The sequence below is a fragment of the Streptomyces sp. NPDC024017 genome (assembly GCF_040638895.1).
Lineage (GTDB): Bacteria > Actinomycetota > Actinomycetes > Streptomycetales > Streptomycetaceae > Streptomyces.
The window spans coordinates 271,548-284,351 of sequence record NZ_JBEZYZ010000012.1 but is presented as its reverse complement, the minus strand read 5'-3'; the positions used below and the strand labels follow the sequence as shown (position 1 = coordinate 284,351).

Here is a 12,804-nt window from a genome sequence, read left to right as displayed (position 1 = left end):
GAAACGGACGTCCGGGGGCGCCGGCCCCCGGACGGCTACACGGTGGTGTTGCGCAACTGCCCCAGCAACGCCTGTACGACCGCCGCGCCGTTCAGCGTCAGGATCGACTCCGGATGGAACTGCACACCGGCGAACCCGGGCCCGCGCATCGCGTGCACCTCTCCGTTCGCGGCCCGGCTGACCTCGACGCCGTGCGCGGCCAGCTCCTGGTGGGCCTCTCCGTCGCAGCGCGCCACGAAGCTGTTGTAGAAGCCGACGGTCTCACGCCGCCCGAACAGCTCGATCTCCGTCTGCGCGCCCTGGTACGGCACGTCCTTCCGTACGATCTCCAGCCCCAGCTCGGCCGCGATCAGCTCGTGCCCGAGGCAGACGCCGAGCACCCCGTGCGGGTGGCTGCGGATGACCTCGGTGGTGAGGTTCCGCAGGATCCGCATCTTGGGGTCGGTGAGATCGGCAGGGTCACCGGGACCCGGGCCGAGCACGACCGGGCCCTCGTGCGCGAGGACCGCTTCCCGCAGCCCCGGCTCGTCGTACCGCCGCACGCTCACCTCCAGGCCGCTGGAGCGCAGCACGTGCGCGAGCATCGCCGTGAAGGTGTCCTCGCCGTCGACGACCAGGGCGTGTCCGGCGAGCCCCTCGGACCGCTCCTGCATCCGCAGCCAGAACGGCGCAAGCGACGCCCGGCGCCCGTCGAGCGCGGCACGCACGCGCGGATCGTCGGCGAGCTTCGGGCGCACCGATTCCGCACGCGGCCTGCCCGGCCGTACTCCCAGCGCCGCCAGCACACCCGCCGCCTTGGCGTGGGTCTCGGCCACCTCGCTCGCCGGGTCCGACCCGCGCACCAGGGTCGCGCCGACCGGCACCCGCAGTCGCCCGCCCGCGTCGATGTCGGCGGTGCGGATCAGGATGGGGGAGTCGAGGGTCTGGGCACCGCCCGAATCCCGGCCGATCAGGGCCAGCGCACCGGCGTAGTACCCCCGCCCGCCGCTCTCGTGCCGCTCGATCACCCGGCAGGCGTTCTGCACCGGCGAGCCGGTGACGGTCGCCGCGAACATGGTCTCCTTCAGCACCTCCCGCACATCCAGCGAGGACTTCCCGCGCAGCTCGTACTCGGTGTGCGCGAGGTGCGCCATCTCCTTCAGCCGGGGCCCGACCACGACCCCGCCCTTGTCGCCGACGGTGCACATCATCTTGAGCTCCTCGTCGACGACCATCGACAGCTCCTCGATCTCCTTGCCGTCGGCGAGGAAGCCGAGCAGGTGCTCGGGCGTCGGCCCCTCGGCGGGGTAGCGGTAGGTGCCGCTGATCGGGTTCATGACGACCGTGCCGCCGGACATCCGCACATGCACCTCGGGGCTGGCCCCGACCAGCGTGCGCTCCCCGGTGTGCACGACGAACGTCCAGTACGCCCCCCGCTCGCCCTCCAGCAGCCGCCGGAAGAGCGCCAGCGCGTCGGCCCGCCCGAACCCGGGGATCCCGCCCTCGTACGTCCGCCGGATCACGAAGTTCGCCCCCTCGCCCCGCCCGATCTCCTCCCGCAGCACGCGTCCGACGATCTCCGCGTACTCCTCGTCGGCGACATCGAAGCCGCCGCCCTCGACCCGCACGTCGTGCGCCGGGAGCTGCTCCAGGGCTTCGGCCAGCGGAACGCCGTACGACTCCTGGGGCGTGAGTGCCAGCAGGGGTGTGCCGTCGTCGCGGACGTCGAAGCCGCGCTCGCGGATCTGCCGGAAGGGCACCAGCGCGAGGCTCCGGTCGGGCAGGTCGGCGAGGCGGTCGTGCGGGGCGACCGGGCCGATCAGGACCTCGACCAGATCGTGGTCGTGGCCCGGGGTGCGGCGGCGCAGCAGGGCGAACGGACGGGGGTCGTCCAGCAAGCCGAGCAGGTTCATGGGTCCGTGCTCCATCTCGGTGAGAGAGGAACGGACCCCGGGAAACACCGAAGGCCGCCCCTCGGGCGGCCTTCGCGAAGTCTTGAGTACGCGCAGTCAGCGGGCCGCCGGATGAGCGGTCCACCACCAGGTCTGGGTCGAGTGCGCGAACATGCGACGCACCCTACCCCACGTCCGAGGGGCGTACGGGGTGTCTCAATTGCTGGGCATGGGTCAGGACGTCCGACACGACCCCGTAATGTTGAGGTCGTGACCGTGAACGCTAAGACCAGCGCCTCCGCTGGCAACACCTGGCGAGACCTGCCCGCGGCGCAGCAGCCCGAGTACCCCGACACCGAGGCTCTGCGCGCAGTCGTTGCGGACCTCGAGTCGTATCCGCCGCTCGTCTTCGCGGGCGAGTGCGACCAGCTGCGCGCCCGGATGGCGGCCGTCGCCAAGGGAGAGGCGTTCCTCCTCCAGGGCGGCGACTGCGCCGAGGCCTTCGACGCGGTGTCCGCCGACCACATCCGCAACAAGCTGAAGACCCTGCTCCAGATGGGCGCCGTGCTCACGTACGCCGCGTCCGTGCCGGTCGTGAAGGTCGGCCGGATCGCCGGCCAGTACTCCAAGCCGCGCTCCAAGGGCACCGAGACCCGCGACGGCGTGACCCTGCCGACCTACCGCGGCGACTCGGTCAACGGCTTCGACTTCAACGAGGCCGCCCGCGTCCCGGACCCCGAGCGCCTGAAGCGGATGTACCACGCGTCCGCCTCCACGCTGAACCTGGTGCGCGCCTTCACCACCGGCGGCTACGCAGACCTGCGCCAGGTGCACGCCTGGAACCAGGACTTCGTGAAGTCGTCCCCGTCGGGCCAGCGCTACGAGCAGCTGGCGCGCGAGATCGACCAGGCGCTGAACTTCATGCACGCCTGCGGGGCCGACCCGGAGGAGTTCAAGACGGTCGAGTTCTACGCCTCGCACGAGGCGCTGCTGCTCGACTACGAGTCCGCGCTGACCAGGGTCGACTCGCGCACCGGGCAGCTGTACGACGTCTCCGCGCACATGGTGTGGATCGGTGAGCGCACCCGGCAGCTGGACCACGCGCACATCGAGTTCGCCTCGAAGATCCGCAACCCGATCGGCATCAAGCTGGGTCCGACGACGACGGCCGAGGACGCGCTGCAGTACATCGAGCGCCTCGACCCCGAGCGCGAGCCGGGCCGGCTGACGTTCATCGTCCGCATGGGCGCCGACAAGGTCCGCGACAAGCTCCCCGAGCTGGTCGAGAAGGTCACCGCCTCGGGCGCGACCGTGGCCTGGGTGACCGACCCGATGCACGGCAACACCTTCGAGGCGGCCTCCGGGCACAAGACCCGCCGCTTCGACGACGTGCTCGACGAGGTCAAGGGCTTCTTCGAGGTCCACAAGGCCCTCGGCACCCACCCGGGCGGCATCCACGTGGAGCTCACCGGCGACGACGTCACCGAGTGCGTGGGCGGCGGCGACGAGATCTTCGTCGACGATCTGCACCAGCGCTACGAGACCGCCTGCGACCCGCGGCTCAACCGCAGCCAGTCGCTCGACCTGGCGTTCCTCGTGGCCGAGATGTACAGGGATCAGTGATGTACAGGGACCAGTGACGGGTCCGCCTGTTACCGGGGCATGGACTGGGGCGCGGATCACACGATCCGCGCCCCTCTCCACTTTTGTGCTCCGGACCCGACGGGTAAGGTTAGGTTAGCCTCACCGATCAACGGGGACGGCGCATCAGAGAACGACCCGTCCGGAGGTGAACCGCGTGTACGTCTGCAGTTGTTTCGGGATCACCGAGCAGCAGGTCAAGCAGCACGCGGACGGCGGCGCCTGCACCCCCCGTCAGATAGCCTCCGCCTGCAAGGCGGGCACGGACTGCGGGTCCTGTGTGCGCCGCATCCAGGCGATTCTGGGCAGGGGGTCCTGCCCTCGGCGTGATCTGGCGGACCGGGGCGAGCCGGTGCTCGCGGAACTGGAAGACGCCGCCTGACGGCAGGCCCTAGCTCGGCTGCTCGATCTGCTGCGCGATGTACAGCGCCTCGCCGAGCTTGTCGATCAGCTCCAGCTGCGTGTCCAGATAGTCGATGTGGTGCTCCTCGTCCTCGAGGATCGACTCGAAGAGGTTCGCGGACGTGATGTCGCCCTTGCTGCGCATCACCTCGATGCCGCGCTTGAGCCGGTCGATCGCCTCGACCTCGACCTGCCGGTCCGCCTGGAACATCTCGGTGACCGACTGGCCGACCCGTACATGGAAGAGTCGCTGGTAGTTGGGTAGGCCGTCCAGCATGAGGATGCGCTCGGTGATCTTGTCCGCGTGCTTCATCTCATCGATGGACTCTTCACGCGTGTACTTGGCGAGCTTGGTCCAGCCGTTGTTGTCCTGGATCCGGTAGTGCAGCCAGTACTGGTTGATCGCCGTCAGCTCGCCGGTCAACTGCTCGTTGAGGAATTCGAGGACCTCGGGGTCGCCCTGCATCGCAGAGGCTCCTTCCGCGCGGGGGAACTGGCAGGTTGCGCCGCATGATTCCACTGGTGAAGAAGATCGTCCAGTAAGTCTGCACTTAGTAAGTAAGGGCATGCTTAGTTTACTTTGTCCCGTTTCGAAGCGGGGCCGGTCAGGGGCATCACCCGGGGTCTGTCAGGATGGAGTCATGGGTCAGCCGCTGGAACACGAATCGGGAGAAGGGCGCGATCCAGCAGGAGCGACGCAGCCCGAGCTGCCCCCGGGGCAGCGGTTGCAACGCGGCTGGCCGGTCACGCACTACGGCCCCGTCCCCAAGTTCCGGCCCGAGCGCTGGGAGTTCCGGGTCTTCGGCGCCACCGCCGGCGGCGGCAAGCACTGCTGGACCCACGAGGAGTTCACGGCCCTGCCCCACACCACCGTCGTGGCCGATCTGCACTGCGTCACGAAGTTCAGCATGCTGGGCGCCGAGTGGGGCGGCATCCCCGCGCGCACGCTCCTCGACCTCGCCCCGCCCGCGGACGACGTCACCCATGTGATGGTGTGGGCAGAGTACGGCTTCAGCTCCAACCTCCGGCTGTCCGACTTCGCCGACGAACAGGTCCTCTTCGCCACCCACAAGGACGGCGAACTGCTCACCGCCGAGCACGGCTTCCCGCTGCGCCTGATCGTGCCCCACCTCTACGCCTGGAAGGGCCCCAAGTGGGTGCGCGGCGTGGAGTACATGACCGCCGACCGGCGGGGCTTCTGGGAGGAGCGCGGCTACCACAACATCGGCGACCCCTGGCAGGAGCAGCGCTACTCGTACCAGGAGGAGCCCGGGGACGGCCCCGACCTCTGACGGGCTCAGCCGTCGCGCAGCTTCTTCAGCCGCTCCACGTCCGCCGCGTGCCCCTGCTTGCCGCCCGGCGTCTCGATGATCAGCGGCACGCCCTCGGTCGCGGGGTGGGTCATCAGGGCCCGGAACGGGTCCTCGCCGATGTGGCCGACGCCGATGTTCTCGTGCCGGTCCTTGTGCGCGCCCACCACGTCCTTGGAGTCGTTGGCGTGGATCAGCTTCAGCCGGCCCCCGCCGACCGTGTCCACCAGCAGGTCCAGCGTCTGGTGCATGCCGCTGGGGCCCGTCAGGTCGTGCCCTGCGGCGTAGATGTGGCAGGTGTCCAGGCACACGCCGAGCATCGGGTGGGCGTCCAGCGCCTCGAAGTACGGGCCGAAGTCCCACGTCCGTGAACACAGGGAGGCGCCCTGGCCGGCCGTCGACTCCAGCAGCAGGAACGGGTCGTCCTCGTGGGTCAACTCGTCCAGCAGCGGCAGCAGATGCTCCCGCACCTGTTTCAGCGCCACCGACCGCTCCCGGCCGCCGGTCGCGCTGCCCGTGTGCACGACCACGCCCAGCGCCCCGATCTCCCGCCCGCGCCGCAGCGAGTGCCGCAGCGACTCCACCGACCGCTCCACGGTCGCCTCGGTGTGCGAGCCGAAGTTGATCAGGTAGGGGGCGTGCACGTAGGCGGGGATCGACTCGGCCGCGCACGCCGCGCGGAACGCCTCGTCCTGCTTCGGGTTTCCGGTCGGCGTGGCCCAGCCGCGCGGGTTGGCGACGAAGACCTGGACGGTCTCCGCCTTCAGGTCACGGGCGTACGACAGGCCTACGGAATGGAGCCCACCGGCCACGGGGACGTGGCCGCCCACCGGGTTGCGGGAGGGGCCGGACAGCTGACTGTTCACCCGTTCAGGGTGTCATGCGTCCGGCCCTGCCCCGTCCGCGGGCTCCCCGCCCGCCGTCGTCACCTGATCTTGATGGTGATCGTCGAGCCCTTGGGCGCCCGCTGGCCGCCCTCGACGGACTGGCTCTTGACCTCGTCGCCGAACAGGCCGAGCAGCCCGCGGTCCTCGTCGACCTCGAAACCGGCGCCCTCCAGCGCCTGCCTGGCGGCGTCGACGCTGTCGCCGACCACGTCCGGGACCTCGATCATCTCGGGGCCCTTGGACAGCGTCAGCGTCACCGTGTCGCCCTCGGCCGCCCGGCCGCCGGGCTTCGGCGTCTGCCGGACGACCTGGCCCTTGTCGTACTCGGAGGAGTTGACCCGCTCGGTGGCGATCTTCACCTTGAGGCCGGCCTCGATCAGCTCGGCCTTCGCGTCCGCCTCGTCCGAGCCGGTGACGTCGGGGATGTCGATGGGGCTGCCCTTGCTGACGACCAGCGCGACGGCCGTGCCCGCGCGCACCTTCGTGCCGTCGGCCGGGCGCGCGGAGATCACCGAGCCGCGCGGCACGTTGTCGCTGAACTCCCGGGTGACCATGCCCGGCTCCAGCCCGCTCTCCTTCAGCTGGCCCCGCGCCTCGGCGAGCTTCTGGCCGGCCAGGTCGGGCACGCGCACGGTCTCGGGGCCGTCGGAGACGGTGATGCCCACCGAGTCGTTGCCGCGGATGCGCGTCCCGGCCTTCGGGTCGGTGCTGATGATCTGGCCGCGCTTCACGGTGTCGCTGTAGGCGTGCTTCACATTGCCGAGCTCCAGGCCGGCGTCCTGCAGCCGGTCCTCGGCCTGCTCCTGGGTCTTCGCCAGCAGCGGCGGGACCTCGGTGAACTGGCCGGAGTTGATGTACCAGACACCGGCGCCGAGGCCGAGCGCGAGCAGGACGGCGACGACGATCGCCACCGGGCCGCGCCGGGATCCCGAGCGGCGCCGGGACGGCGGGGGCGGCGGCGGGGACGCCAGGCGGCTGGTGCGGTTGAGGGCGGCCCCGGAGGCCTCGTCGTCCTCGTTGACCGGCAGCGGACGCGGCGTGGCCAGGGCGCGCGGGATCACGGTCGTCCGGTCGTCGCCGTTGTCGTGGTCCACCGTGAGCGCCTGCGGCGGCACCGCGTCCAGCTCGTCCTCGCTCAGCCGGCCGCGTCCGTCGCGGACCTGCGCGAGCAGCGCCACCGCGTCGTGCGGGCGGACGGCCGGAGTGCGGGCCGTCGCCGAGGCCACCATCGCGTCCAGCTCGTACGCCAGGCCGGGCACGGCGGCCGAGGGCGGCGGGACGTCCTCGTGCAGGTGCTTGTAGAGGATCACGGCGGGGGAGTCCCCGTCGTGCGGCCTGTCGCCGGTCAGCATCTCGTACAGCATCACGCCGCACGCGTACACGTCGACGCGGGGGTCGGCGGTGCCGTTCTCTATCTGCTCGGGGGCGAGGTACGAGACCGTGCCGAGGACGGTGCCGGTGGTGTTCGTCACCGTGTCCACGGCCCGGACGAGGCCGAAGTCGGCGACCTTGACCCGGCCGTCGTCCCCTATCAGGACGTTCTCGGGCTTCATGTCGCGGTGCACGAACCCGGCGCGGTGCGCGGCGCCCAGCGCGGCCAGCACCGGCTCCAGGATGTCCAGGGCGGCACGCGGCTGCAGGGCCCCGCGCTCGCGCAGCACGTCCCGCAGGGTGCAACCCGCGACGTACTCCATCGCCAGGTACACGTACGAGCCGTCCGTGCCCTGGTCGAAGACCTGCACCACGTTCGGGTGGGCCAGCCGGGCCACGGACTTCGCCTCGCGGATGAACCGCTCGACGAACGAGGCGTCGACCGCGAGCGAGGGGTGCATCACCTTGAGGGCGAGGACCCGGTCGAGCCGGGTGTCCACGGCCCGGTAGACCGTGGCCATCCCGCCGACAGCGATCCGCGCGTCGATGCGGTATCGGCCGTCGAGCACCTGCCCGACCAAGGGGTCTTGAAGGGTCGTGTCCACGCAGGCGAGTGTACGAGCCACGACCGACAGCCCTGTCCCCCCGGCTGTTTTCGGCGCGGGACTGCAGCCGACCTGTGACGTGTGTTCCGCCCCCTACCGGAAAGCGGGCCGCTCCGGGTCCAGCGCGGCCATGCCGTCCGTCGGGGACGACGCCTCCGCGAAGTGCCGCCGGGGAATCCGCCCCGCCCGGTAGGCCAGCCGACCCGCCTCCACGGCATGCCGCATGGCGTCGGCCATCAGCACGGGTTCCTGCGCCCGCGTCACCGCCGAGGCGAGCATCACACCCGCACACCCCAGCTCCATCGCCAGGGCCGCGTCCGAGGCGGTACCGGCGCCCGCGTCCAGGATCACCGGCACGCGCGCGTGCTCGACGATCAGCTGGAAGTTGTGCGGGTTGCGGATCCCGAGCCCGGAGCCGATCGGCGAGCCGAGCGGCATGATCGCCGCGCAGCCCGCGTCCTCCAGCTTCCGCGCCAGCACGGGGTCGTCGTTGGTGTACGGCAGCACCGTGAACCCGTCGTCGACGAGCGTCTCGGCCGCTTCCAGCGTCTCGATCGGGTCCGGCAGCAGCGTGCGCTCGTCGGCGATGACCTCCAGCTTGATCAGGTCGGTGCCGAGGGCCTCGCGTGCGAGACGGGCCGTGAGGACGGCCTCGCCAGCCGTGAAGCAGCCCGCCGTGTTGGGCAGCACCCGGATGCCGAGCTTGTCGAGGACGGACAGCACCGAGCCGTGCACCGAGGCGTTCACCCGGCGCATCGCGACCGTCGTCAGCTCCGTCCCGGACGCGACCAGCGACCGCTCCAGCACGTCGAGGCTGGGCGCCCCGCCCGTGCCCATGATCAGACGGGACGTGAAGGACGTACCACCGAGGACAAACGGATCGTCGGCCATGGTCAGCCTCCTTGGACGGCGGTGAGGACTTCCACGCGGTCTCCCTCGCAAAGGGGCGTGGAGGGCCACTGCGTGCGCGGGACGACGGTTTCGTTGAGGGCGGCGGCCACGCCCGAGGCGGAGGCGGTGAGCGACCTCACGACGGTGTCGAGAGCCGTGCCGGGCCGGACGTCCCGGGGCTCCCCGTTGACGGAGATGTTCATGCGGGCTGCTCCGTGAGTGCGGTGGCGGGAGAGAAGCGTTTGGGGGAGAAGGGGCGGGCCTCCTCGGGGAGTTCACCCGTGGCCAGGACGTGCGCCATGGCGTCGCCGGTCACCGGGGTGAGCAGGACGCCGTTGCGGTAGTGCCCGGTGGCCAGCAGCAGCCCGTCGAGACCGGTCGGGCCGAGCAGCGGCGCGTTGTCGGGGGAGCCGGGGCGCAGCCCGGCCCGGGTCTCGGTGAGCGGCAGTTCGGTGATGCCCGGCACCAGCTCGTGCGCGTCCCGCAGCAGCTCGTACACGCCGCCCGCGGTCACGGTGGTGTCCCAGCCCAGCTCCTCGCTGGTCGCCCCGATGACGAGTTCACCGCTCGCGCGGGGCACCAGGTAGACGTGGCTGCCGCGCACGACCGCGCGCACCGTCCGGCTCAGGAACGGCCCGTGCCGCTGCGGCATGGTCAGCCTCAGGACCTGCCCCTTCACCGGCCGCACGGGAGGCAGCACGTCCTCCGGGACGCCCGCGAGCCGGCCGCTGAGACTGCCCCCGGCGAGCACCACCTGCCCGGCGGCCGCCTCCGTCCCGTCGGCCAGGACGACACCCGCGGCCCGGTCCCGTACGACAGTCAGCCGCTCCGCCCACGCCCGGTGGAAGACCACGCCCGCCCGCTCGCACGCCGCGACCAGGGCCCCGGCCAGCCGCCGCGGGTCGATCTGGTGGTCGCCGTCGACCCGCAGCCCGCCGCGCACGCCCGGCGCGAGCATCGGCTCCAGGCGCCGGCACTCGCGCCCCGACAGCCACTGCGACTCCAGGCCCGACTGCTGCTGCAGGGCGTGCAGTTCGCGCAAGTGGGCCCGGTCGTCCGCGTCCAGGGCCACGGCGAGCGTGCCGCAGCGGCGGTAGCCGAGGTCCTGGCCGGTCAGCTCGGTGAGCTCGGCGGCGAAGTCCGGGTAGCGCCGGGCGGAGGCGAGGTTCAGGCCGAGCAGGGTCTGCTCTCCGTAGTGCAGTTCCGTGACGGCGGCCAGCATGCCGGCCGCCACCTGTGCGGCTCCGCCGCCCGGCTCGGGGTCCACGACGGCCGTGGCGAACCCGCGTTGCGCGGCCCGCCAGGCCGTGACCAGGCCGATGATCCCGCCCCCGATGACAAGGACGTCTGACGTGGTGGACGTAGGCGACATGGGCGTCCAGCCCCTCCCTTCGCCGGCATGACCCGGATCAGGTTCGTACGGTCGGAGGCCGCCAGCCTCCCTCTCAGCCCGGTGCGTCCGGGCTCCCGCGAGTGCTTTACGTTGGCCACCCTAGCCCGATGCCGTATGCCGCAGTAAGGGAGCCTCCGTCCATGGCCCGATCCCTCGACGGTCTCGTCCTCGCCCCGGTCGCCGACCAGGCACCGGGCCAGGTGGGCACCCGCACCCGGTTCACGTACCACGAGCGGGAGGGCGAGATCTGGGCCGAGTACACGGGCGGCGACGTCGTACGCGGGCATCTCGTGGGTACCCGGGAAGGTGACCGGCTGGACTTCCGGTACGTCCAGCTCAAGCGGGACGGGACCACGGCCTCGGGGCACTGCGTCTCGGCGGTGGTGGAGCTGCCCGACGGGCGGGTGCGGCTGGAGGAGACCTGGGAGTGGGAGTCCCAGCGGGGCAACGGCACGAGCGTTGTGGAGCAGGTCACGGCGCATGAGCACTGACTGACAATTCGTCAGGTGTCTATGGTGATCAGGTGAGCGAGCAGACGCAGGAACCAGGTTCGTCCGCGCCGCGGCGCGTCGTCGTGGCGGGTGCGGGCATGGCCGGGGTGCAGACCGCCGTGGCCCTGCGCGAGCAGGGCTTCACCGGTGACGTGATCCTGATCGGCGCCGAGCCCCACCAGCCCTACGACCGGCCCCCGTTGTCCAAGGCCGTCCTGCTCGGCAAGTCCGAGGGCTCCGCCTTCGACGTCGACTTCGAAGCCCTCGGCATCGAACTGCGGCTCGGCTGCGAGGTGCTGGGCCTGCGCCCCGCCGACCACGAGCTGGACACCGAGGCCGGGGCCGTGCCGTACGACGTCCTGGTCGTCGCGACCGGCGCCGAACCGGTCCGGCTGCCCGGTGCGGAGGGCGTGCCCGGCGTGCATCTGCTGCGCACCCTGGACGACGCCGAGCGGCTGCGGCCCGTGCTCGCCCGCCAGCAGGACATCGTGGTCGTCGGTGCGGGCTGGATCGGCGCGGAGTTCGCCACGGCCGCGCGCGAGGCGGGCTGCGCGGTGACCGTCGTCGAGGCCGCCGAACGGCCGCTCGCCGGGGCACTGCCCGCCGAGGTCGCCGCCCCGATGACCGGCTGGTACGCCGCCGCGGGCGCGGTACTGCGGACGCACGCGCGCGTGGAGCGCGTCGAGCCGGACGCCGTGCTCCTCGACGACGGCACGCGGCTGCCCGCGGGCGCGGTCGTCGTCGGCATCGGCGCCCGCCCCGCGACGGCCTGGCTGGCCGGCTCCGGGATCGAGCTCGGCGTCCACGGCGAGATCGTCGCCGACGAGCATCTGCGCACGTCGGCGCCGGACGTGTACGCGGTCGGCGACTGCGCCTCCTTCCCCTCCGGGCGCTACGGCGAGCGCCTGCTGGTCCACCACTGGGACAACGCCCTCCAGGGACCGCGCACGGTCGCCGTGAACATCGCCGGCCGGGCCACCGGTCAGACGCCGGCGGTGTACGACCCGGTGCCCTACTTCTGGTCCGAGCAGTTCGGTCGGTTCGTCCAGTACGCCGGGCACCACGCGGCCGCGGACACGACCCTGTGGCGGGGCGACCCCTCCGGACCGGCCTGGACGGTGTGCTGGCTGCGCGACGAGCGGCTGGTCGCGCTGCTGGCGGTGGGCAGGCCCCGGGACCTGGCGCAGGGCCGTCGCCTGATCGAGTCGGGCACACCGATGAATCCGGTGCTGCTGGCGGATCCGGCCAGGCCCATGAAGGCCGCGGCGGCATAGGCGCCGGGCCCGGCGCGTGCGCCCGGGTGGGCCGGGCCGACTTCCGACTGTCAGTGGCTAATGGCAGGCTGGTTCCGTGACCGAGATTGACGCAAAGATCGATGCTCTCGTCCCCGCCTGGCTCACCCTCCCCGACATCGCCGAACAGTTCGGCGTCGAGGTGACGCGTGTGCGGCAGCTGGTCAAGGACGGCCAGCTCATCGCCGTACGCCGAGGTGAGAACCGCGCGCTGCACGTCCCTGCCGCCTTCATCGACGGGGACAAGGTCGTCAAGGGCCTGTCCGGGACCTTGACGCTCCTGCGGGACGACGGCTTCACGGACGAAGAGATGCTGGAGTGGCTCTTCACCCCGGACGACAGCCTGCCCGGCACCCCCGCGCAGGCGCTCAGCGAGAATCGCGGCACGGAGGTGAAGCGCCGCGCCCAGGCGCTCGCGGTCTGACCCGGCCCCGACGTGACAACCGTCCGGTGCCGTGTGACCGGGGCCGGACCTGACAACCGCCCGATGTGGAGGCCGTGACCCGAGGGGTCACGGTCCGGCGGCCGCTCGCGCCCGTCCGGGGCCGCGGGCGTCCCCTGGAGAGCCCGGTGGCGTCCCGTGGGCCGTGGCGGACTCCAGGGGCAGGCGTAAGGTGCCCGAGGCGCTCGGAGCGGGACAGAGGCGCCGC

14 protein-coding genes and 1 riboswitch are annotated in these 12,804 nt (G+C 71.8%); of the genes, 6 read left to right on the top strand and 8 right to left on the bottom strand.

Features of this window, described 5'->3' with window-relative positions:
- Positions 1 to 35 precede the first annotated feature (35 nt).
- Together AB0G20_RS30570 and AB0G20_RS30565 are read right to left on the bottom strand one after the other, a co-directional pair.
- On the bottom strand, positions 36 to 1,892 hold the full coding sequence (locus tag AB0G20_RS30570; protein ID WP_361307922.1) for an anthranilate synthase family protein: 1,857 nt from the start codon (positions 1,890 to 1,892) through the stop codon (positions 36 to 38).
- Between the two features lie 96 nt (positions 1,893 to 1,988).
- On the bottom strand, positions 1,989 to 2,045 hold the full coding sequence (locus AB0G20_RS30565) for a trp operon leader peptide (protein WP_078625594.1): 57 nt from the start codon (positions 2,043 to 2,045) through the stop codon (positions 1,989 to 1,991).
- 96 nt (positions 2,046 to 2,141) lie between these two features.
- Between AB0G20_RS30565 and AB0G20_RS30560 the strand changes: the two genes are divergently transcribed.
- The gene (locus AB0G20_RS30560) at positions 2,142 to 3,494 is read left to right on the top strand and encodes a class II 3-deoxy-7-phosphoheptulonate synthase (RefSeq protein ID WP_361307920.1); all 1,353 of its coding nucleotides are present in this window, start codon (positions 2,142 to 2,144) and stop codon (positions 3,492 to 3,494) included.
- 166 nt (positions 3,495 to 3,660) lie between these two features.
- Positions 3,661 to 3,894, top strand: coding sequence for a (2Fe-2S)-binding protein (locus AB0G20_RS30555; RefSeq protein ID WP_361307918.1), 234 nt, complete (start codon positions 3,661 to 3,663; stop codon positions 3,892 to 3,894).
- Positions 3,895 to 3,903: 9 nt separating this feature from the next.
- Here the strand turns inward: AB0G20_RS30555 and bfr are convergent, their stop codons facing one another.
- The gene (gene bfr / locus AB0G20_RS30550) at positions 3,904 to 4,380 is read right to left on the bottom strand and encodes a bacterioferritin (RefSeq protein ID WP_361307916.1); all 477 of its coding nucleotides are present in this window, start codon (positions 4,378 to 4,380) and stop codon (positions 3,904 to 3,906) included.
- A gap of 175 nt (positions 4,381 to 4,555) precedes the next feature.
- On the opposite strand from bfr, the gene AB0G20_RS30545 reads away from it, so the two are divergent.
- Positions 4,556 to 5,206 carry a sulfite oxidase-like oxidoreductase gene (locus tag AB0G20_RS30545; protein WP_355837423.1) on the top strand — a complete coding sequence of 217 codons (651 nt, stop codon included), beginning with the start codon at positions 4,556 to 4,558 and terminating at the stop codon, positions 5,204 to 5,206.
- Between the two features lie 5 nt (positions 5,207 to 5,211).
- On the opposite strand, the gene AB0G20_RS30540 is transcribed toward AB0G20_RS30545, so the two are convergent.
- From AB0G20_RS30540 to thiO, 5 genes are all read right to left on the bottom strand, one after another.
- Complete coding sequence (locus AB0G20_RS30540) at positions 5,212 to 6,090, bottom strand: deoxyribonuclease IV (RefSeq protein WP_361307914.1); 879 nt, start codon at positions 6,088 to 6,090, stop codon at positions 5,212 to 5,214.
- A gap of 59 nt (positions 6,091 to 6,149) precedes the next feature.
- Complete coding sequence (pknB, locus tag AB0G20_RS30535) at positions 6,150 to 8,087, bottom strand: Stk1 family PASTA domain-containing Ser/Thr kinase (protein ID WP_361307913.1); 1,938 nt, start codon at positions 8,085 to 8,087, stop codon at positions 6,150 to 6,152.
- A gap of 93 nt (positions 8,088 to 8,180) precedes the next feature.
- Complete coding sequence (locus tag AB0G20_RS30530; RefSeq protein WP_361307911.1) at positions 8,181 to 8,978, bottom strand: thiazole synthase; 798 nt, start codon at positions 8,976 to 8,978, stop codon at positions 8,181 to 8,183.
- Between the two features lie 2 nt (positions 8,979 to 8,980).
- Positions 8,981 to 9,181: a sulfur carrier protein ThiS gene (gene thiS, locus AB0G20_RS30525; protein WP_361307909.1), complete on the bottom strand. Its 201-nt coding sequence runs from the start codon at positions 9,179 to 9,181 to the stop codon at positions 8,981 to 8,983.
- The gene (gene thiO, locus AB0G20_RS30520) at positions 9,178 to 10,350 is read right to left on the bottom strand and encodes a glycine oxidase ThiO (protein ID WP_361307907.1); all 1,173 of its coding nucleotides are present in this window, start codon (positions 10,348 to 10,350) and stop codon (positions 9,178 to 9,180) included. Before thiO ends, thiS begins: the two co-directional genes overlap by 4 nt.
- Positions 10,348 to 10,459, bottom strand: a riboswitch (TPP riboswitch). Its footprint overlaps the gene before it by 3 nt.
- Positions 10,460 to 10,511: 52 nt before the next feature.
- Here thiO and AB0G20_RS30515 point away from each other — a divergent pair.
- The 3 genes from AB0G20_RS30515 (at position 10,512) to AB0G20_RS30505 (ending at position 12,578) form a co-directional block, all read left to right on the top strand.
- Complete coding sequence (locus AB0G20_RS30515; RefSeq protein WP_361307905.1) at positions 10,512 to 10,862, top strand: hypothetical protein; 351 nt, start codon at positions 10,512 to 10,514, stop codon at positions 10,860 to 10,862.
- A gap of 32 nt (positions 10,863 to 10,894) precedes the next feature.
- A complete protein-coding gene (locus tag AB0G20_RS30510; RefSeq protein ID WP_361307903.1) occupies positions 10,895 to 12,136 on the top strand; it encodes an FAD-dependent oxidoreductase in 1,242 nt (413 codons plus the stop codon).
- A gap of 76 nt (positions 12,137 to 12,212) precedes the next feature.
- Positions 12,213 to 12,578 carry an Rv2175c family DNA-binding protein gene (locus tag AB0G20_RS30505; protein ID WP_030848153.1) on the top strand — a complete coding sequence of 122 codons (366 nt, stop codon included), beginning with the start codon at positions 12,213 to 12,215 and terminating at the stop codon, positions 12,576 to 12,578.
- Positions 12,579 to 12,804: the final 226 nt, after the last annotated feature.